General features: G+C 38.6%; 25 protein-coding genes and 1 pseudogene. 9 read left to right on the plus strand and 17 right to left on the minus strand.

From position 1 onward, the window contains the following. On the plus strand, positions 1 to 450 hold the full coding sequence (locus tag BK009_RS00005) for a nucleoside deaminase (protein WP_100908729.1): 450 nt from the start codon (positions 1 to 3) through the stop codon (positions 448 to 450). 249 nt (positions 451 to 699) lie between these two features. Then, complete coding sequence (locus tag BK009_RS00010; RefSeq protein WP_100904762.1) at positions 700 to 1,062, plus strand: DUF5518 domain-containing protein; 363 nt, start codon at positions 700 to 702, stop codon at positions 1,060 to 1,062. A gap of 142 nt (positions 1,063 to 1,204) precedes the next feature. On the opposite strand, the gene BK009_RS00015 is transcribed toward BK009_RS00010, so the two are convergent. The 10 genes and pseudogenes from BK009_RS00015 to BK009_RS00060 form a co-directional block, all read right to left on the minus strand. After that, the gene (locus BK009_RS00015) at positions 1,205 to 2,338 is read right to left on the minus strand and encodes a tetratricopeptide repeat protein (RefSeq protein ID WP_100904761.1); all 1,134 of its coding nucleotides are present in this window, start codon (positions 2,336 to 2,338) and stop codon (positions 1,205 to 1,207) included. 149 nt (positions 2,339 to 2,487) lie between these two features. Beyond that, positions 2,488 to 3,183: an anaerobic ribonucleoside-triphosphate reductase activating protein gene (locus tag BK009_RS00020; protein WP_100908730.1), complete on the minus strand. Its 696-nt coding sequence runs from the start codon at positions 3,181 to 3,183 to the stop codon at positions 2,488 to 2,490. After that, on the minus strand, positions 3,180 to 3,308 hold the full coding sequence (locus BK009_RS12765) for a hypothetical protein (protein WP_255553818.1): 129 nt from the start codon (positions 3,306 to 3,308) through the stop codon (positions 3,180 to 3,182). The genes BK009_RS00020 and BK009_RS12765 overlap by 4 nt, the downstream gene beginning before the upstream one ends. A gap of 90 nt (positions 3,309 to 3,398) precedes the next feature. Next, positions 3,399 to 4,499: a histidinol-phosphate transaminase gene (hisC, locus tag BK009_RS00030; protein ID WP_100908732.1), complete on the minus strand. Its 1,101-nt coding sequence runs from the start codon at positions 4,497 to 4,499 to the stop codon at positions 3,399 to 3,401. Positions 4,500 to 4,610: 111 nt separating this feature from the next. After that, positions 4,611 to 5,084, minus strand: coding sequence for a gamma carbonic anhydrase family protein (locus BK009_RS00035; RefSeq protein ID WP_100908733.1), 474 nt, complete (start codon positions 5,082 to 5,084; stop codon positions 4,611 to 4,613). Between the two features lie 288 nt (positions 5,085 to 5,372). Next, entirely contained in the window at positions 5,373 to 6,653 is a 1,281-nt protein-coding gene (gene glmU / locus BK009_RS00040; RefSeq protein ID WP_100908734.1) for a bifunctional sugar-1-phosphate nucleotidylyltransferase/acetyltransferase, read from the minus strand. Positions 6,654 to 6,725: 72 nt separating this feature from the next. Continuing rightward, positions 6,726 to 8,086, minus strand: a pseudogene (glmM, locus tag BK009_RS00045) (phosphoglucosamine mutase). A 4-nt stretch (positions 8,087 to 8,090) separates the two neighbouring features. Further along, positions 8,091 to 9,317: a 2,3-bisphosphoglycerate-independent phosphoglycerate mutase gene (locus BK009_RS00050; protein ID WP_100907495.1), complete on the minus strand. Its 1,227-nt coding sequence runs from the start codon at positions 9,315 to 9,317 to the stop codon at positions 8,091 to 8,093. Between the two features lie 4 nt (positions 9,318 to 9,321). After that, on the minus strand, positions 9,322 to 9,987 hold the full coding sequence (locus BK009_RS00055) for a TIGR00297 family protein (protein WP_100907496.1): 666 nt from the start codon (positions 9,985 to 9,987) through the stop codon (positions 9,322 to 9,324). A 13-nt stretch (positions 9,988 to 10,000) separates the two neighbouring features. Next, positions 10,001 to 10,591 carry a 30S ribosomal protein S3ae gene (locus tag BK009_RS00060; protein ID WP_100904753.1) on the minus strand — a complete coding sequence of 197 codons (591 nt, stop codon included), beginning with the start codon at positions 10,589 to 10,591 and terminating at the stop codon, positions 10,001 to 10,003. A 739-nt stretch (positions 10,592 to 11,330) separates the two neighbouring features. Here BK009_RS00060 and BK009_RS00070 point away from each other — a divergent pair. Then, a complete protein-coding gene (locus BK009_RS00070) occupies positions 11,331 to 11,807 on the plus strand; it encodes a hypothetical protein (protein WP_100907498.1) in 477 nt (158 codons plus the stop codon). A 76-nt stretch (positions 11,808 to 11,883) separates the two neighbouring features. Here BK009_RS00070 and BK009_RS00075 read toward each other — a convergent pair whose 3' ends face one another. From BK009_RS00075 to BK009_RS00100, 6 genes are all read right to left on the minus strand, one after another. Beyond that, on the minus strand, positions 11,884 to 12,207 hold the full coding sequence (locus BK009_RS00075; RefSeq protein ID WP_100907499.1) for a NifB/NifX family molybdenum-iron cluster-binding protein: 324 nt from the start codon (positions 12,205 to 12,207) through the stop codon (positions 11,884 to 11,886). An 81-nt stretch (positions 12,208 to 12,288) separates the two neighbouring features. Further along, positions 12,289 to 13,029 (minus strand): class I SAM-dependent DNA methyltransferase, encoded by a 741-nt coding sequence (locus BK009_RS00080; RefSeq protein WP_100908735.1) that lies wholly within the window; start codon positions 13,027 to 13,029, stop codon positions 12,289 to 12,291. Between the two features lie 93 nt (positions 13,030 to 13,122). Continuing rightward, entirely contained in the window at positions 13,123 to 13,689 is a 567-nt protein-coding gene (locus BK009_RS00085; RefSeq protein ID WP_100907501.1) for a flavodoxin family protein, read from the minus strand. A gap of 217 nt (positions 13,690 to 13,906) precedes the next feature. Continuing rightward, complete coding sequence (locus BK009_RS00090; protein ID WP_100907502.1) at positions 13,907 to 14,470, minus strand: methylated-DNA--[protein]-cysteine S-methyltransferase; 564 nt, start codon at positions 14,468 to 14,470, stop codon at positions 13,907 to 13,909. Positions 14,471 to 14,604: 134 nt separating this feature from the next. Further along, the gene (locus tag BK009_RS00095) at positions 14,605 to 15,363 is read right to left on the minus strand and encodes a SagB/ThcOx family dehydrogenase (protein WP_100907503.1); all 759 of its coding nucleotides are present in this window, start codon (positions 15,361 to 15,363) and stop codon (positions 14,605 to 14,607) included. Between the two features lie 105 nt (positions 15,364 to 15,468). Next, positions 15,469 to 16,347 carry an alpha/beta hydrolase gene (locus BK009_RS00100; RefSeq protein WP_100908736.1) on the minus strand — a complete coding sequence of 293 codons (879 nt, stop codon included), beginning with the start codon at positions 16,345 to 16,347 and terminating at the stop codon, positions 15,469 to 15,471. A 571-nt stretch (positions 16,348 to 16,918) separates the two neighbouring features. On the opposite strand from BK009_RS00100, the gene BK009_RS00105 reads away from it, so the two are divergent. The 6 genes from BK009_RS00105 to BK009_RS00130 all read left to right on the plus strand — a co-directional run bounded on the left by BK009_RS00105 (position 16,919) and on the right by BK009_RS00130 (position 19,712). Next, positions 16,919 to 17,395 carry a response regulator gene (locus BK009_RS00105; RefSeq protein ID WP_232727978.1) on the plus strand — a complete coding sequence of 159 codons (477 nt, stop codon included), beginning with the start codon at positions 16,919 to 16,921 and terminating at the stop codon, positions 17,393 to 17,395. A gap of 358 nt (positions 17,396 to 17,753) precedes the next feature. Further along, on the plus strand, positions 17,754 to 18,212 hold the full coding sequence (locus tag BK009_RS00110) for a hypothetical protein (RefSeq protein ID WP_100907505.1): 459 nt from the start codon (positions 17,754 to 17,756) through the stop codon (positions 18,210 to 18,212). Beyond that, positions 18,209 to 18,649, plus strand: coding sequence for a DUF2178 domain-containing protein (locus tag BK009_RS00115; RefSeq protein ID WP_205835896.1), 441 nt, complete (start codon positions 18,209 to 18,211; stop codon positions 18,647 to 18,649). The genes BK009_RS00110 and BK009_RS00115 overlap by 4 nt, the downstream gene beginning before the upstream one ends. Positions 18,650 to 18,677: 28 nt before the next feature. Next, positions 18,678 to 19,055: a DUF2178 domain-containing protein gene (locus BK009_RS00120; protein WP_100907507.1), complete on the plus strand. Its 378-nt coding sequence runs from the start codon at positions 18,678 to 18,680 to the stop codon at positions 19,053 to 19,055. Positions 19,056 to 19,060: 5 nt separating this feature from the next. After that, positions 19,061 to 19,258, plus strand: coding sequence for a helix-turn-helix transcriptional regulator (locus BK009_RS00125; protein WP_100904742.1), 198 nt, complete (start codon positions 19,061 to 19,063; stop codon positions 19,256 to 19,258). A gap of 1 nt (position 19,259) precedes the next feature. After that, the gene (locus BK009_RS00130) at positions 19,260 to 19,712 is read left to right on the plus strand and encodes a hypothetical protein (RefSeq protein ID WP_100907508.1); all 453 of its coding nucleotides are present in this window, start codon (positions 19,260 to 19,262) and stop codon (positions 19,710 to 19,712) included. A gap of 74 nt (positions 19,713 to 19,786) precedes the next feature. Here the strand turns inward: BK009_RS00130 and BK009_RS00135 are convergent, their stop codons facing one another. Next, positions 19,787 to 20,491 (minus strand): DUF116 domain-containing protein, encoded by a 705-nt coding sequence (locus tag BK009_RS00135; protein ID WP_100906666.1) that lies wholly within the window; start codon positions 20,489 to 20,491, stop codon positions 19,787 to 19,789. Positions 20,492 to 20,724 lie beyond the last annotated feature (233 nt).

Genomic DNA, 20,724 nt, shown 5'->3' on the forward strand with positions numbered 1-20,724 from the left:
ATGGGAAATGAACACCTAAAATTCATGATAGAGGCTCAAAAAGAGGCTGAGAAGAGTTTAAGTGATGGTGGAATTCCAATTGGTTCGGTTCTTGTAAAAAATGATGATATAATAGGCAGAGGGCATAATAAAAGGATTCAAATGGGGTCCAGTATTCTCCATGCTGAGATGGATTGCCTGGAAAACGCAGGTAGGCTGAAATCAACAGATTATAAAGACTGTGTAATTTATACCACCCTCTCACCATGTGCCATGTGTTCCGGGGCAATAATTCTCTATAACATCCCAGTGGTAGTTATGGGGGAGAATGAAAACTTTCAAGGACCTGAACAGTATTTAACAGACTCCGAAGTGGAGTTGATAAATCTAGACCTAGATTCGTGTAAAGATCTGCTGGGAAACTTTATTGAAAACAATTCTGAATTATGGGATGAGGACATTGGGGTATGATTTGAAATTCATTAATGGGCGTAAGTGGATCCAAGGTAGGTTTTTTTTTGTTTGGATTTTTTTCGGAACTATCTATATTAATATTAATAAAGGAAAATTATTTTACAAAAAAATAACAACAATATATTATTGTAATGAATGTTTGGTATGCCTTGAATTTCAGTAAAAAAGTTTCATTAAAAGAAATATGAAAAAACCGAGATTTGGGACAACTAAAAAAAGGGCATAGAAAAATATGGGGTGATAGAAATGGTTAAATGGGGACCAGTAATTGTGGGATTTATTTTAGCAATTATTCTGGGTAACTTATTTGGGGTTTATGTGAATCAGTACTGGGGTGTGAACCTGGGATTATTCATTGCAGGATTCATCGTTGGATACTGGGTACACGAGGGGACAATTGGTGGTTTGTGGAATGCTACTGTAGCTGGTGCACTCGGATCCATAATACTGGCCATTCTACTCATTGTGGGAGGAACTATCTTTGGTGGTATTGCTGGATTTGCAGCAGGAGCAGTAACTGGTTTCACCATTGTTATTGTATCTCTAATCGCCAACATTGTTTTCATGGGTGTTGGTGGTGCCATTGGCGGATTGATCAGTGGAAGTTAAGAAAACTAATCAATTTAATTATTTTCTTTATTTTGTTTGGTCGTGATATTCTTGGATCGCTTATAAATCGTTTTAAAAGTTAATACAGCCTATATTCACGATTTATATATTGAAATTAAAATTTTGGGGTATTGAGATTTCATCAGAGATTTTCAAGGCATTCGTCCATTAAAATCTGTGCATCTTCATTTTCAGGGTTTATAATAAGGGTTTTTCTGAAACATTTTGCTGCGTCTTCGAACTGGTTTAGTTCCATGAATGCCACGCCTTTGTTACTCAGGAAGATCTCGTTATCGGGTTCCAGGAGTAATGCTTTGTTATAACATTCCACAGCTTCATTGAAACGGTTTAATTCCATTAAAGCGTTACCCTTACGATTCCAAGTGGAAGAATCTGTTTCATCATCCAGGCACAGTTCAAGGGAACGATCGTAACAGTCCAAAGCATCTTCGGCCCGGTCAATTTGGGATAAGAGGTTTCCTTTAGCGTTCCATGCTTCGGAGTCCTGTGGGTTTAATTTCAGAATTTTATTATAGCAGTTCAATGCATCACTGAAACGTCCCAGCATCTCAAAAATGAAACCCCTCCAGTACAATACCAACACATTTTCATCGTTGATCTCCAGAGCCCTATCACTGGTTTTAAGTGCTTCTTCTGGGCGGTTGGAGTTTAAAAGAGCTATGGCCTTATTATTTAACACATATTCGTTATCTGGTTCCAGTTCCAGGGCCTGATCATAACATCTCATGGCTTCAGGAAACTTCCCAAGTCTTGAAAGATTATCTCCCTTTCGATTAAGGAGGTAAACATCGTTAGGGTCAATCTTTAAAGCAGCACTGTAACATACCACTGATTTATCGAATTTACCTACATCAAAGAGTATGTCTGCTCTTTTGGTTATCATTGCCTTCTCATTTATTTTAGCCCCTTCCCATTCATCCATGGGAAGTTTACGGAATCTTATAACTTGAAAAAGGGACTCTGCGCTGGTATGTTCGGGATACATCTTGCGGAATTCGGCTTCAAGTTCCGAAGCATCATGGAAACCTTCTTCACGGGCGAGTTCATCATTTTTGATTAAATCAGAGAATTTAATCACATCCACTTCGGTGACTTCTGCTTCAAATAGTTTTTTACGCTCTTTGGAAATTAGATTCCAGTAACAGTGCAGACGGTCTCCATGGGATAGTGGGTTTTTCCATAACTTGCGGATGGTGGTGGTTTTCTGACCGGTAATAAGGTCCAAATGACGGCTTCCAAATAGCAGGATCGGTATTTAACACCCTCCATAAGGTTATTCATGAGAAATGTAAAATTTTAAAGTTTTATTTTGAAATAAATAGATTGTTAATAATTATCTAAAGTTTTGCTTAGAATTCTTTGACTAATACTCTTTTTCATGGGTAAATATCATTAATTTATTATTTATATTATCTCATCACCAAATTCGGAGGATTTAATCTTTACTTTTCCTAATATTGGTTTAATTTTTTGAGCTATTTCTCGGAGTTCTTGGGGGTCAGTGTTTGGTGTTTTTTTCAACTTATCATCAAGGACAGTTTTGTTACGGAATTGCTGTAGGGTGTAAATGTCGCATTTTATGTTTTCAGCAATATTCTTCACATCTCCAGGTTCCAGGAGTCCTGGTACGAAGGTGGTTCTGCATTCCAGGAAACAGGTTGAATTGGCCACCACTTCCATACTTTTTTCCACTTTTTCACCAATCCGGGCACCAATAACTTCCTGGTATTTGTGGAAGGGGGCTTTAACATCCAGGGCAACGTAGTCCACTAATTCAATTATTTCAGAGAGCCGTTCGGGGTAACATCCATTGGTGTCCAATTTGGTTTTCAAACCTTTCTGCTGGGAATACTCCAAAATTTGGCGGACATCTTCAATCTGCATCATTGGTTCTCCCCCGGTAACCACCACGGCATCAATGAAGTCCTGGGCGTTATCAATCTCACTTTTTATATTTGATAATGAAACACTCTCTCCCCCATCAATAATCTCTGGATTGTGACAGTATGGGCATCTTAATTGACAACCACCGGTAAATATAACCAGGGACATTTTACCGGGATATTCAACCGAAGAGAATATTACCCCTCCAATTATCATGAAATCTCCCCATAGGCACTTATTTCCTGAGATCTGCCTGTGTTATGATCTTTTATATTCATTAATCCCTTAATCCATTTTTCCGATAATGCTTGTGTATCTTTGGTTTTTCTTGAAAATTTCACCCTTTCATCCCCTAACTCATAATTCAAATTAACGAATCCGTTAGCAGTTTTCACAGAATTTAAACCTCTACTGGACTGTTAGTGTAATACTTATATTAGAATGTCCCTTAACACATTTATAAATCGTTCATCCTCTTCCAGAGTGGCTACACTCACTCTTATATAATAATCATCCAACCCACGGAACGAACTACAATCCCTGACTATTATACCATTTTTCATGAGTTCCTCTGAGATTTCCTTGGAATTCATCCCGGTCCCACGAACATCTACTAAGATATAGTTGGCCCGGGACGGGAAAACCTTCAACTCTGGGAATTTGGACATTTTCTGGTAAAGGTAATCCCTGCTCTGGATGGAAAGCTGGGTGGATTTAGCGATGTAACCAGGATCATCTAGGGTGGCTGCTGCAGCGATGTAAGATAGTCTAATAAGGCTGAAAACAGGTTTAACACGGTGCATGTACTGGATGAATTTTTCATCTCCAATTCCATAACCAATTCTCATACCTGCCAGTCCCATTACCTTGGAAAAGGTTCGGAGGATGAATAGGTTGTCATAGTCTGCCAGGAGTTCCAGATTGTTAACACCGGAAAACTCCCAGTAAGCTTCATCAACCACTACTAGAGCATCGGTACTCTCTAAAATGGTTTTAATATCCTTTTTATCAATCAAACCTCCGGTGGGGTTGTTGGGAGTGCACAGAAAGATTACTTTTGTCTGGGGAGTGATAGCTTCCAGTACTGAATCAACATCCAACTGGTTTTTGCCAATATCCCAGCGGGCATAAACTGGAACTGCCCCGTGTATGTTGAAGGTGAATTCATAATACATGTAGGATGGTGGATGGATAATGTACTCATCACCGGGTTCCATCAGAGTTTTGGCCAGAACATCCAGGATCTCATCTGCACCGTCTCCCCCTATGATAATATTTTCAGAATCCACACCGGCATATTCTGCGATCTTACCCTTCAAATCATCAATATTGGATTCAGGATAGGTGTGAATTCTGTGGAGATTCTCTTCCAGGGCTTTAATAGCTTTGGGTGAGGGTCCCATGGGGTTTTCATTGGAACCCATTCTAATTATTTTAATAGGATCAAGACCGTAAGCACGGGCCAGATCTGCATTGGACCGGCCAGGAACATATGGATCAAGTTCATTAACTGTTTTTTTCACATTAACCATTAAAATCAATCCAGCAACGTTTTTGTCATTTATACCATTGTTATTAATGTAAATGATGATATTCCATTAAATATCATCCATTATTGACAACCTACTTTTATAGGTCCACAATTATTCTTTACTTTGACGAGACAGCTTTAAATAACGTAGGGCATTTTCTTTAATCTGTTCTATTTCTTCTTCGGTAAGTTCGCGCACAACCTTGGCAGGAACACCCATTATTAAACTCCCCTCCGGGAAAACCTTCCCTCCAGACACTAATGATCCCGCAGCCACTATACTGTTTTTATGGATGTGGCTACCATTGAGTAAAGTGGCATTCATGCCAATAATGCAGTTATCATCAACACTGCAACCATGAAGCACTGCTGCATGTCCCACTGAAACATAATCTCCTAATTTAAGGGGGAAATCTATTGAAGAGTGCAGCACAGAGTTATCCTGTACATTGGAAAACTTACCAATGGTTATGCTTTCTATATCTCCCCTGATCACCGCATTATACCAGATGGAAGATTTCTCACCTATATCCACGTTTCCAATGGTGTGAACACCAGGAAAAATCTGAACACTGGGATGTATCATAGTCTAAATTATGATTTCTACTCATAAAAACATTTCACAAAAGGGGTAGTGATTGTAATTATTATTCTTAGAATTCATTTAATAGTATTTCAGTATTCTAGTTTGTAATATTCATTGAATTCATGAGTATCCATAAATTTCATTAAGTATTCGTATATTATCAGTTAAAAAAAATTACTGGAATTTTATCGTATATACACACTTTAAATGAAATCCCCTTCTTAAAATTGATACAAGATACGTAAAAAAATATAAATATTTAATGATGTGGTTTACAGGAGAAATCTACTACTTTTTATCCTTTATTTCCTGTTTCTGATGGTGTATGACTATCTTATTATCGGGTATGTCACGGTAGATTATAGCCCCAGATCCAACTGAGGTGTTTAAGCCAATGGTCACCCCTGGATTGAAACTGGAATTTATACCAGTTTTAACACCATCTGCAAAGATAACACCCATTTTACGCCTTCCACTATTGATTCTTTTTCCCTTAACCGTTACCTTCACCCCTCCATCATCGAAACGGAGGTTGGCAATGTTAGTACCTGCAGCCAGGTTGCAATCGGCTCCAATAATAGAATCTCCAACGTATGAAAGGTGGTTTACATTTGTTCCATCCATTATTATCGAATTTTTGATTTCAACAGCGTTTCCAACGTTAACATCGTTACCGATGGAGGTGTGTTTACGGAGGAAGGTGTTAGGGCCAATATCGCAGTTTTCTCCAATGTAAACCGGGCCCATTATGTAGGTTCCAGAACGGATGATACTTCCTTTTTTGATTATTACCGGACCGTGAATAGTAACTCCTTCCTCAATTTCACCCTCAACCTGTTTTGGGGATGCCTCTAAGTAGTGTTCATTTAATTCCAGGAATTCCCAGGGACGTCCCACATCGATCCATTTATCCTGGGACACCAGGCCCAAAACCCGTTTATCCTCTTTGATCTGGATTTTAAGGGAATCTGTTATCTCATATTCACCCCGTTCAGATTTTTCGGTTTTTTCAATAGCCTGGAAGATACTGTGGTCAAACAGATAAATTCCCGCGTTTATAAGATTACTGGGGGCCTCACCAGGGTTGGGTTTTTCTACTATATCTTTAATACAGTCTCCTTCCAGTTTTACCACTCCAAAAGCAGAAGGATCCTCGACTTCAGTGAGAACCAGAATTGATTGGGCCTGGGATTGGTGATATTTATCCATCAAACTTTTTATTAATTCATTTTCCAGGATTATATCTCCATTGGTAACAATAATGGCATCGCTATCTTCTCCTACCAGATCTGCCACCTGCCCTATGGCATGGGCAGTGCCCAGACGTTTTTCCTGAGTTACATAGTTAATGTTAACTCCTATGTTCTTTCCATCCTTAAAGTGTTCCATAACAGCTTCTTTCTGGTAACCCACTATCATGGTAATGTTTTTTATACCCGCATCTCGCAATGCTTCCACATTATACTCCAGGAGAGGTTTTCCACCTACGGGGAGCATTGTTTTTGGCCGGGTGAGTGTCAGAGGCCTCATACGGGTCCCTTCACCTGCTGTAAGTATAACTGCCCTCATTCAAACTCCTCTTTAAATTCTTTCTATTTTCAAATGCTCTTTTTAGCTGGTCTTTCCAGTTAATCTGAAACATCAAATAATATTTATAAGATCATTGATGAAATTTGCTGCTTTTCCATGTATCATCATTGCATTGTCTTCGGTTTTCCCTTCTAAAGTAATCCGGATGAATGATTCAGTTCCGGAAGGTCTTACCAGAACCCAGCTTCCATCGGTGAATGATATTCTAACTCCATCTTTAAGGTTAATATCTGCCACATCTTCGTAGACAAGGGAAAGATCAGTTTCGGCTTTCTGCATTATTGGATCCTTTTGATCTTCCTTGCAGTCGATTTTATCCCTTATGGTGGGATAACTGGGAACCTGGTCTAAAAGTTGGGAGAGGGGTCCTTTACTTTGAACCAATTGTATAACCCTCAGGGCGGATAATATTCCATCAGGACACATGCAGAACTGGGGATGTAACCATGTGCCGGATGGTTCACCTCCGAAGTTGGCATTAATGGTGTGGATCATCTCAGCCACATGCACATCGCCTACTTTGGTTCTTTCTACTTTCCCCCCTACTTCTTCCATGGCACGGTCAATACAGGCCGAGGCATCCACGGTTGTAACCACACAGCCACCTATTTCTGCTGATACCAGTGCCAATATTTTGTCAAAATCAGCCATTCTTCCCTTATCATCCACGGCTATCATGCGGTCGGCATCACCATCATGGGCTATCCCCAGGTCTGCTTCAGTGACCTTTACCACCTTCATTAATTCCTGGAGGTTGGCTTCTGATGGTTCTGGTTTCCGTCCAGGGAAGAAACCGTCTGGCTGAGCATTAAGACTAATAACCTTACAACCGGCCTTTCGGAGGATGAGTGGAGATAGGTGTGATGCAGCGCCATTGGCACAGTCAACAACCACCTTCAATCCAGGTTTAATATCAATTAAACCCAGGAGATCTTCAATATAATCATTAACAACTGGACTTATATCGGTGATTTTGCCGATATTTTCCCAGGATGTTTTATAAAAATTATTTTCATGGATTATTTTCTCGATAGTCCTTTCTTGTTCCTGAAGGTATGCCATTCCATCAGGGTTCCATAGTTTAATCCCATTATCTGGTGAGGGATTGTGAGAAGCAGTGATCATTACTCCGGCATCGGCATTCAGTTTCATGGTGGCGTAGCCCACCACTGGTGTGGGTACCATTCCCACTGTTAAGACTTGGCAGCCACCCTGTAGGATACCTGCAGTGACTGCTCTTTCCAGCATCAGGTTGGAAGTTCGGGTGTCATATCCCACTACTACTTTATGTCCTTTTCCCAGGTAAGTTGAAATGGCTTTCCCGACATTTAAGGCCAGTTCGGGGTTATTTCTTCTGCTATTTTTCCCCGTATTCCAGAGGTGCCGAAGAGTTTGGGAATCTCCTGATCCATGTCGTTACGCTCCGAATTTGGTGGATCGGTTCATGAGATCCATAAGTATATTCATAATATCGCTGCCTCTGATCCTGGAAAGACCACCACTGGCAGCGGCCCGTTCATTGAACTCTTGAACCTGGTCCACCCGCACATCCGGACCTTTGATCACCAGGGGAACCGGGTCTCCAGTGTGATCCATCACTGAGATGGGAGTGGAGTGATCGGCAGTTAGGATGAAGTAAACATCCTCCAGTTCCATTACCTTGCCAATAACTACATCAACCTTTTCAATAAATTCAACCTTCTCCTTCAAGTTACCATCATGGCCTGCTTCATCAGCACCATCAATGTTTATGAGTAGGAAATCATATTCAAGGGAAGCATTTTCCAGAATGCTGCTGGTGATACTATTCAGATCAGTGTCCACTCCACCAGTTGCCCCTTCTACTTCTATTATATCCATGCCTGCTATCAGGGCAATGCCCTGAATAAGGCCGGTTTCAGCTATACATGCCGATTTAACACCATATTTTGCATTGAATGGTTCTGCATTTGGCACGGCACCAGCACCCCGGGGTAAGGTGATGTTGGCAGGGGGTTCTCCATTTTCCATACGTTTAATATTAACCGGATGATCCTTTAATATTTCATAGGATTTCAGGATCACTTTATTAAGGATTCGGGCGGTTTTATCAGCCTCAGGAGAGCCATCCAGACCCACCACTACTTTAGGTTTCTTTCCATCATGTTTAGGGTCAGCATCAGAGATCTGATCCGATAGTCCTTCTCCCCTTAAGACCAGAACTGCACGGTGACCAGTGGATTCTTTAAATATGATCTCCACGTCTTCTTCCAATTCCATTGAGTTTAAGGTTTCTGCCAGTTCAGGGGTACCTTCCCTGATTCTTCCTGCTCTGCGGTCAGTGATGATGCCTTCTTCATTGGCGGTGGAGAAGTTACAGCGGAAGGCTATATCTCCAGGCATTACTTCCACTCCCACTCCTGCAGCCTCGAAGGGACCTCTGCCGGTGTAAACTTGATAGGGATCATAACCCAGAATGGACAGGTGGGCTGTGTCACTACCTGGCCTTATTCCTGGTCTTATGGAGTCCATAATTCCATTAACCCCTAACTGCGCCATTCGATCCATGTTTGGGGTTTGAGCTGCTTCTAGGGGGGTTTTATCTCCTAGTTCCTTAAGGGGGCGGTCTGCCATCCCATCAATTATCATTATGATTCCCTTCATGCTATCACCATACCATGATATTGCCTATTAAAGCTCCTGCCATAGTGGCCAGAAGATTCACATGCTCGTTAGTGAGATATTTTGATTCGAGGACTGCACCCAAGATACTATCCACAAAACAACCAACAGTACCTGCAATAATTGCAATTTCCATTGTCTTAACAAGATCAGGATATATGCCCAGAATGTAGGCTGCCAGTCCAATTAAACCTGCGCCCATAATCCCTGCAAAGGTTCCCAGAACTGAAATTCCTCCATCAGTACCTGGGGGAACTTTTTTAAGGTTGGTTATAAGACGAGGAGTAGTAGCTACTCCTATCTCACTGGCCATGGTGTCAGCAGTGGCAGTGGCTATGGAACCTATGAATCCGGCGTAGTTACCGAAGGCAGCCATTACAAAGGCCACGATTCCATTGGAGACCACGTTTTTGATGGTTCGGGTCCCTTCATAAATTCCGATTTCCTTTTTGTAATGGTGTTTGTACCGGGTGAATGCAACTCCCAGAATGAGAAATAAAAATATTAATAAAAGCCAGTTTACACCGGCGGCGAAGATGATGATCACACCCATTATGATCATGAAAATGGATCCCAGGAGATCCAGGGCTTTTCTCACATAAGTGATGAGCCCTATGATCACCAGGAGGACCACATATTCCCAGCTAATCATCTATCTCCCAGATTTAGGACTTTTTTTCGTCAACTACTTTAGTTTTAATTACTTCCACCCTTTTAAGGGGGTAGATTTTCTTGGTTTCATGGTAAACATAGGAGGCCATTTTTCCACCGATTATGTCTTCCACCAGTTCCACGAAGTTTTTCTGAGCTGCGGCATCCACAACCAGTTTTTCAACGGTTTCCCGGATGTAACGCTGTTGGGATGATTTTGCCCTTTTAATGGTTATGGCCAGGACGTGGATCTTCATTTTCTGCCCATCTTTACTCTCAGCCTTTACTATGGAGTCGATACGACTGGTTCCTCTCCTGATCATACTTCTTACATAGTCACTGGTAACCTGGTGACCTATGAAACGGGTGGTAGCGGTGTCTCCAGCAACTTCACTAATCTGGAATTTAAGTTTCACATACTGTTTACTAAAGTCACCAGTAAGCTCTCTCATGGTGGATTCCACTCTTCTTTTAAGAAGCATATCCGGTTCCCGGGCAGGGGTGGTGCCTATCTCAGCATCTCCGAATTCTTTAGGAGTAGTAATAGTGTACCATTGTTTATCTTTCCATGTATCTCGTACTCTTCTGCGTCTTGCTTTAGCCATACTAATCACTTATTATTACGTATTATATTTGCGTATTATCTCGTAAGATTTCTATTTTTATAGAACTCGCAGTTCTAGATAAATTCGAAAAATCACAAACTAGTCTAAAAGTTTAGAATCATTTATTATAAATCTCATTCATGGTTTATAAATATTGCCAAAGGTTGATGGATGCATAAAAATCATTCATCTAGGGGTTACTATTGATAGTACCAATGCTTCACATGCCTTTCATTCACTTTTTATATTAATTTTAGATTTTTCTCCATCTATACTATAATTTCACCGTTCAATTTCTGAGAAAGAGATTTTATAATTTCGGGGGAAAAACTAGTATAAATTCATTGTAACCCGGAAGGTAAAATGTTTTCGGTGAGAAGTTTTTCAAAATTGTTTCTCTAAATTCCTTCCTACTTACATAGTCCTTGGTGAGATAATAACCTTCGGAGTAGATGGCCATATAGGATATCATGATTGGTATTTTTATCATTTCCATAGAGATGAAGATGTTCGGTGGATACCACCCATATTCCCTTCAGATCATTTCACCCCTGCATAATATTGTCATGATAGATAAGTAAAAGTTTTTATCTAAGCAATAATAAAATCTTATTTGATATTTAACTTAATTCAATCCTGGAAATTTAATCTGAAATAAGAAATTATTTGAAATCTTTATTGTGATTGATATTTTTCAAAACTGGAAGTTTTTGTTGGCAGAATTTGGGGGGACAGGGGTATGTGGAAAACATCCAATAAAATATGGATAATAACCACTGCACCACTGGTGATAGTGGGGTTGGGGTTTATTATTTTTGGAGTTATGGCCTCTCCAGAGGCTCTTACTGATGATGGATATTCTCTTAAAAATTTCTACTACTTCATGGGTGGTTCTTTTATTATTTTCCCACTTGTAGCTGCTCTTGGAGTTTATTACTACTACAAAAGGATTAATGATCGTGAAGTTTTCCTTATAAATGAGGGTATAAGGGGTGAAGCAGAGATATTAAGCAGGGAACAAACTGGAACTTACATTAATGAACAGCCACAAGTTAAATTCAAACTCCTAATCACCACTCCCGACATGGCACCATACGAGTTGGAACATAAAGAAATAGTAAATTTACTGGACATGGGTTCAATCCCGGAGGGTAAGAAAATGCAAGTAGTAGTGAATCCCAATAATCCCCAGGATATCATGTTGATTTTTGATTGATTGGAGCAAATATTGGTCAATTTAGATTAATATGAATTTCTTTTATGGGTATAATCAAGTTAGTTTAAAATATAATTCATAGATTACCCATGAACCTTTCATGTTTAATGAAACGCTCTAAAACCTCTTCCACAGTTCCTTCATCCTCAACTAATTTCAGATTAGCTTTTTTTATCCCGTATTTGGCTTTCATCCCTGCTTGAGCTACTATAACAACTTCACAGTCCTCCAGGGTGCTGAGATTCTTAGACCATTGGTGTTTTTCCTCAGGGTTAATGTTGGTTTCAATGTATTCTACAAAATCCGCTTCATCTCCATTCCACTGGTATATGATGAATCCTTTAGCCCGGCCGAAGTGTTCAGTGTTTATCCGGTCTGATGTTCCAATTGCAATCCGCATGATGAATTCCTCCTCCTATCTAAATTTGATTTGGACCATTAATGGTAGTGATATTCTTATTTGAATAGAATATGGATTTTTTCATGGTTTTTTACATACAAAAACTGGTCTTTCATCAGATTCTGCATCCCATGGAAGGTCGTTGTAGTTACTGTAAATACGGGTTTCAAAGCCAGTTTTTTCCAGTATACTTTCAACATCAATGGTTTTGAACACGCCAAGCTGGTGTTGGTCAACTTCAAAATCCATTATACCATTTTCCTTAATCAGAAAAACGAAGTTGGCATTGAAAACACCATCGTATAATCTGCTCTGGGATATCCGGGCCAGTTGAAGATCACCATCCACCACCGCATCCACCAGCATCCTCCCTTCTTCCCAGTTCTCAGTGCAAAAGCCCAAGTCGAATATGAGAACTCCTCCCTGCTTCAAGTGGTCGTGAAATCTTCTAATGGTTGATTCCAGCTCTCTAAGGTTGGTGTGATAATTGATAGATGAGAATAGGCAGATAATAACGTCAAAATCCTTTTCCAGATTCATTTCCTTCATATTTCCCTGGATTAATTCCATTTCTGGGACCTTTTCATTGGCTATTTCCATCATTTCAAGATTTAAATCCAAACCCACCACTTGGAAGGAGTTCGTAAGGTATTGGGCGTGGTTACCAGTACCGCAGGCCACATCCAGAAGATCATTTCCACCAGAACCTTGGTACAGATCAACCATCTTTTCAACGAATTCCACTTCACCAGGGTAATCCATCCACTGGTAGATTAAGTCATAGTAACGGGCGAATTTACGATAAAGTTCTTGTTCTGGCATTTTTAGGATCCTTCTATTTTAATAGGTATTTTGGGGGAAAGGGGGCTTTTTCACCCTTTATTAATGTTTTGTTGTTTTCATTTTATTATTCTTTTATTTAATCTTTAATATGAGTTTAGAAACATTATCTGCAAAACGGGTTGCTGTTTGGATTCCTTCGGTGTCTTCTTCTGCCTTTCCGGGCTGATTGGCAAAGACCATGTTCCAGTAAGTACTTCCCGGGACGATCATGTCATTGATGAAGAAGAACATGAGCATTTCCTGTATGGTGGCGGTGTGTCCACCTCTCCTGGCCACAGCTATGGGACCGCCTACTTTCCAGGATAGGAAGTTTCCGGAGTTCATGCTGACCATTCCAATCCTCTGCAGGGCAGACATCAAATCACCACGGGCAGTTCCAAAGTACACCGGGGAGCCAATTATAAAACCATCAGCGACCTTTAACTTTTCTATTATGTCGTTAAGACCGTCCTTAAGGGCACACTGGTGCAATTCGGCACACTTGCCACAGGCAATGCAGGAACGGATTTTCATCTGACGCAGGGATACTATTTCAGCTTCCAAACCATTTTCTGCAATGGTTCTAGCACATTCTTCCAGAACTTGCATGGTATTACTCTCTTTCCGCGGACTGGCACATAAAATTAATACTTTTTTCATAATAGATTACCTCCTAACTAGATTAATAAAATTCAAGGAATACAGTTAATGGAATGTTACGATTAATTCAATTTATTCCCTTTATTCCCTTTATTCCCTTTATTTTGGATGGTTTCCAAATTTCCTTTTATCTCAACATTTTTGTATCCATGATAAAGTAGTTAAATTGGTTATTTGGGCTATTGGGTAAGTTTGGGTTATTTAGGCTAAATAGGGTCTATTTAGGATTATCATATTGTAATCTAGGTGAAATCACCCGTCCTTTGGCATCAAATGTGATTCCCTCTTTTTCAAGCAGGGCCTGCTTCATCTCCACTCCTCCCTGAAAACCACCAACGTAACCATCGGACCTGATTGCCCGGTGACAGGGAATTACAATGGGGAATGGGTTTCCTGCCAGAGCATTACCCACTGCCCGCGCTCCCCCAACCCTACCAATATGCTGTGCAATGAGCTTATATGTGCTGACATTTCCTCGTCGGATTCCATATTCGGCAATTAGGACTGCTTTTTGAAATGGAGAACAGCTATCCATGGCTACAATATCAAGGGGGAACTGGATGTTTTCTCCTTCAAGAAAAGCATGGATTGAAGTGGCTAATTCGTCAACTTCTTCGCAGGAAGAAAGCTCATAATTAGGATACGCACTGATTAACTGATATTCAGCAGATAAATCTGGTTTGGATATAATTATCTTGAGGATCTGAGGATATCCATTTAACCAGGACCATACTAATGCTACAGGGCCGAAAGGGGTGGTTTTAATTATTTTTACATTCATTTTTGAAATCTCTCTATTAATCTCTATATTAAATCATATTCTATTCTAACACACCTTCCTATTCTTCCATTAACAATCGTCCAATATCTTTCTTTATTTCATTATTTTCCCTTCTGATTATTGAATAAAATAATTTAGTATTTCCCCACGGGTGCTAAATAAATGCTGAATTCATCTTTCCCATCTAGACGTAATAGTTCATCCAGATATTCCTGGTCATAGGCCCCTATGGCACAGGTTCCAGCTCCAATGGCCTCACAGGCCAGATACATGTTCTGACCCACATGACCTGCGTCCATGGCAATGACCTTATGGGAGTCCAATCCATAGCGCCATTCCATACGATAGGGTATTGCACTCCAGATGAAGGTCACTGCAGACTGCCCGGCAAAGTTCTGACCAAAGGTGGCCATGATCATCTCATCTGACAAGTTTTCTTTTGAAAATTCAAAGAGAAGTTCATGGGTTAGGGGGAGGTAACGGTATAACCCTGGTTCAAGTTCCTTCCCAGTTTGAGAACTTTCCACATTAAAGACTGCCAGATAAGTCTCCAATGCATGGCGACAACCAGCTGAAGGCACATTACGGAAAGCATAGTTACCCGCGTAAAGGCGCACTCCCTGGGTTGCCCATAGAAGAAATGACAACTCCATAAGTGTGAGGGGGTCTTGATTATATTTCCTCCGACTTTCACGATTCTTAATCGCTTCCGAGAGGGTAATATCATATATTTCATGCCAATCTGTGGTAATCAGTTCTATTCTTTTAGCATCCGGGGAGTAAGGCTTCTCAATAGGTGGTGTGTCTATTCCCTTATTCTGGTCAGTTTTTGAAAAATCTATGGTTTTTCTAATGGAGTCCTTTAGAAAATAACGATATTGATTTAAGTCCATTTTCCCATCCCTCTAATTGGTTTTTTCCAAATCTACAATCTATTACAAAAATTATCTATTTCCCATATTTCGTACTTTTATATTCCAAAGCTAATGCAGTAATTCTTATTCAAAACTTAACCCCTTAACAAAATCCCCAATACTCCTCAATGATCCTTCACTCTCAGGTAGGTGGGAATAAAATAATTGCCAGGAGTGGAACATGCCCTGCCAAACCTCCAGATTTACTTTAACATCTTTTTCAATCGCTAAATCTCTGAAACGATTCACATCACACAGAAGAAGTTCACGGCTACCGCATTGCATTAATAAAGGTGGGCTTCCCTCTAAATTTCCATATATTGGTGAAGCCAGTGGATTGGATGGATTTTGCCCTTTAAGGTATGATTTTTTAAAGTTTTCTAACATTTCATAGTTGATCCAATCATTAACATCCTTCAGATGATTGTAAACAACTGGAAACTTCAAGTCCACCACTGGTGACATGCAAACTCCACATAGGGGTAGTTTTTCACCCATCTTTTTCAGGGCGAGTAGGGTGGATAGGGCTAAATTTCCCCCGAAAGATATCCCTACAATCACCAGTTCACTGGATTTAAAACCTTCGTCTCGTAACCAGAGATATGATTGGATGCAATCTTCCACTACTGCAGGGAAGGGATTTTCAGAGGCTAAACTGTAATCCACACTGAACACTGAGAAACCAGTGTGTCGGGATAGCCGCTGGCAGAGATCCCGGTGTCCGTGACTGGTTCCGTGGTTTAAAACACCACCATGGAAAAATAAAATAATCTTCTGGGGGCTACTTTGTGGGGTTACAATCCAGTAAGAATCTACCGGAGCATCTGGTTCTTCAATGATCTTCAGGGGACCATTGGAACTGAAAGAAAGATAAAATTCATCAAAATCTGGATTAACATGGTCCAGTTCCTGGTTGAATTGGTTGGTTATGATCTTAAGCAAATCATCAACTTTTCCGGCCATTTTTTTTTATCCTATATTACGTTAATTAATATGTTAATTTTCATTCAATGGGTTGATTCTATTGAGAATTTGATGGGAATTATATTGATTGTATCTTCATTTTTTGTCATACCTACTTACTAACCATATGATTCTTGGATAATTTTAGTTTTTCCCAGAAAATGATGATTAAATCTCTTAATTGGATTTTCCCTGTTTTTCATACCTATGTTTTTCATATTTTTAGAACAAAGATTTTTGCAGAAATTTTCAATTAGTCTTTGGATTAATTTCAAATAAGATTATTTCTGTGTAATAGAAATTAATAATTTATAGGGATGACAAATATTACACAACCATGACTTTCATCCAAGTAGATCACTTTAAGATCCCTTCCATTATTTCAGGAAACCTGAAAGTTTATCATTATAAAATGATTAGGGAATAGAATAAGGATGATAAATTCACTGGAGTAAAATGAAAAAGGATATAATCCATATTTAGCCATTTATATAATATGAAATTGAATATAATCATTAATATTCAGTCATTTATATAAATAAATGAAGTTTTAATATTAAGGGGGAACTGGATGCCCGATACAAGTATCATGCTGGTGGAAGACGAGATTATCGTTGCTGCTGATGTAAAAAATCGACTGGAAAATATGGGATATGAAGTTCTGGGGATTTTTGACACAGGTGAGGAAGCCATTGAAAAGGCAGGAGAACTGAAACCCAACTTGGTTTTGATGGATATTGTACTCAAAGGAGATATGGATGGGATAGATGCAGCCCAGAAGATACGGGAGCTATTTGACATCCCTATAATCTATTTAACAGCTTATTCTGATGAAAAAACTCTGCAAAGGGCTAAAGTCACTGAGCCGTTTGGTTACGTCCTCAAACCATTTGAGGATCGTGAAATCCAGAGTGCCATAGAGATGGCCATATACAAACACAAGATGGAACAACAGTTAAAGGAAAGCGAAGAGAAATATCGTAAATTAATCGAAAAGTTCCTGCAGGTCTCCACTGAGATATTAAATGAGCTAAGCAAGCCTAAATAAGGTCTATTTTTGGTTAATACTCTATTTTTAATTTATTTAATAATTTATTCCTATTTTTAATTATTTTTAACTTTTAATTCATTTATTTTAATTCTTTTTTTGAAATAAATTTTTTAAACGGTCTTAATTGGGAGGGGGTATATTAATTTAGATTTATTTTAGGTAAAAGATTGTTAAAAACATGTTTTTATGGGAACAAATAATATGTAAATCATTATTTACTTTTAGTAAAGTTTATATAACATAATGTATAGTTTACTTTACATCAGATGGTATTGTGATATTTAAAATTTCGAAGTAACCTTAGAATTCTCAAATCATGTGTACAAGGATACATTGAATGGTTGAGGGAAAATAAATGAATAAAGTTCTTAAAATGAACAAAAAGAAAATTTTTATAATTTATATAGTTCTAGATATGTTCTATGTTGGAATAGGGATGGGTGTACCCGTATTTTGCATATTGTTTGGATTTCCAGTGGGTTGGTATCTATCTGAACGATTAACTCTCCCTGAAAAAAATTTAAATAACATATTTAACCAAATTTTAAAATGTGCATTTTATACTTCTCTTTTCACATTTATCTTAATGCTGGTTATTTGGGTGCCGGTAAGTGCAACGTTATTTGATCCTGCTGCAGATTTTGCAAATTTTGGAATTCCAATGATTCTTTATGATCCTAAAATAAGTTTCATTGGATGGATAATTCTTATGATATTTATATCTCCATTTTTACAGTTACTTACCACAGTTTTTGCTTCAAATATGGTTTTGTGGAGATTATCTAAAAAAATTGAAGAAGGAGGGAAATTATGAAACCAAGTGGAATTGTGATGAAAATACTGTCAATTTTTGAGTCCGGTTTATTTATTAAGATATTATCAGTCTTTACAACCGGTTTATGGATTGCAGGGTTAATATTAGCGAATATTTATGTTATTATAGTGGCAGTTATACTTTTAAGTGCCATTGGTATTGTTTTGTACATAAAAAGAGATAATTTAGAAGTAATATTTAAAGGTGATAGTTCGGTTATTGTTGAAGATGAAAGAACTCAATTAATTAACGAAAAAGCATCTACAATGACTTTAGGAATCCTTATTGCTGTTACGATATATGTGGGGATAATTTTAGTTGCTTTACGGAGTAGTTATCCTCAACTCTTACAAGCGGGGTACACAATGTTTGCAGTAGCAGTATTCTGTTTTACTCTGTACTTCACATCTCGTGCCTACTACACGCGGAAATATTAACCTTAAGGAAACTAATGAAGGGGATATAATGAAAAATTATCAGATTTTAAGAATAACTGTTGCCATGTTTGTGGCAATAGTAGTGGGACTATCGGTTACCATTGGAACCATCCTCCCAGCCATCCTGGCAATCGTAATTGGAGCTATGGTATCTTATATTTATAAAAAGAGTACTGACGAAATTTTGGAAGATGAAAGAATAACTAAAGTTAGTGAAAAAGCATCTCGCATCGCAATAGTGGTGTTTTCCATTTCTATAACTTTTATTGGAATGTTCCTGATCACCTTGAGAAGTGAGTATCCGGATTATACTCAGGCAGGTTTTACTCTTTCTTATTCGTCAGTTGTCCTCTTAACTCCATATTACATCTTCTACGGATATTATGATAAAAAATACGGATCCTGATTTATATGAAGAACAATCTCAAGGTTTATCGAGCTATGCAGGATTTAACTCAGGAAGAACTCGCCAGGGAATTGGACGTAACCCGACAAACCATCATCGCCATAGAAAAAGAAAAATACGATCCTTCACTGATTTTAGCTTTTAAGATAGCTGAATTCTTCAAAGTGCAGATTGAGAATATTTTTATCTATAAAGGTGATTGAGGTGTCATGTGAGGATGAAAGTCCCTCTGAGAATATTCCTCCTCTTAAAGGTAAAAAACCCTTTCTAATATCGTATTCTTATTCAATATGGGCTGATAATGTGATTGGTATAAAAAATAGAATTAAAAATAGAAGATATTGGACAACTTATCTCAAAAACAGATTATATATTGCTGCCTTTATTCTAGCCCTAGTGGGATGGTTCATATTGTTTGTTTATCTCTTTGGCCCATTTTTTGAAAAAGAACTTCTGGCTTTAGAAGTAACCATAGAATCTCCTTTATTTACATGGGGGTTGCGAATTTTTATCATCGCACTTGCAATTATCTTAATTAAAGGGAAGGAAAGAATACAAATATTCTTTGCCCATAGAAGTATTCAATGGGTGATATATCTTATACTTTCTGTAGGTGCCGTAGAATGGCTGGCTTGGTTTATAAGTCTCTTCTTATAAGTTAAAAAGCCAATATTTAACTTTTAAAAATTATTTGATCTTATTTTTTAACACCAGTGATCTTCTTTATATATCTAGAAATATCCTCTTTTATCAGGATCTTGACTGCAGGAACTTTTTGGTGCCAGTTTTTTAGCTTCTTTAAGTCTCACACCCATTTTTTCCAGAACCGCACGGCTGTCTACTTTAGTATTAACACAGCCATCCCTGAGGAGAGGTACTCCCTGACAGGAGAAGTTGGAGAGTTTCATCATGGCTAGATTAAGGTCCTGGAAGCAAGCCACACCAATAACTGCCTTGAAACTGTTTTGTTCCACTATTTTTGTGAGGAAGGTTGAACCTGGGATTATGAACACCTTGTAACCCATTTCTTCACCTTTGTTTTTTAAAACACCGATCACGCAACGGTTACAGTTTTCACAAACCAGGCCTGATGTGTCCAGTTTCGCTTCGCACTCAGTATTGCGAAGACAGTGAGGTAAAACCAGAATGGTATCTTTAGGTTTAATTTTATTGAAATCCTTTTCATTAACCTTATTTCGAACTTCTACTCCAATGTTGTCCACAATTTTGGCGTCAACACCCACATTCTCAGCGAATTTTTTGAAAAGCCCATAAAACACGTCCATGGTGAAAAGCAGCAGTTTGGGAAATACAAGGCGGTCTTTTTCAATTAGCATGCGACCCAGTATAAGGGTCACTGATAAAAGAATCAGAAGGAGAATTCCAGCCACTAAAACAACTTGGCCAAATATCTGGTAAAATGCGGAAATAGTCATATCAATCATCTAATATTTATCTCTTGTTAGATTTTTTTAGGAAATTTTTTAAGAAATTATCATTCTTGCACTCTTTTTTAGAATGTAATTTGTTTAAGGATTAATTGGGAATATCCTATATCAGGAGACACTGCCTCCTAAATCCATTGTCTATATTTAATCCTGGAAAAAATATGAAATTAAATTAGAATTTTTAGTAACTTATTTTCTATTTATTATGTTATATTAAACTG

The organism is Methanobacterium subterraneum (assembly GCF_002813695.1).
Taxonomy (GTDB): domain Archaea; phylum Methanobacteriota; class Methanobacteria; order Methanobacteriales; family Methanobacteriaceae; genus Methanobacterium; species Methanobacterium subterraneum.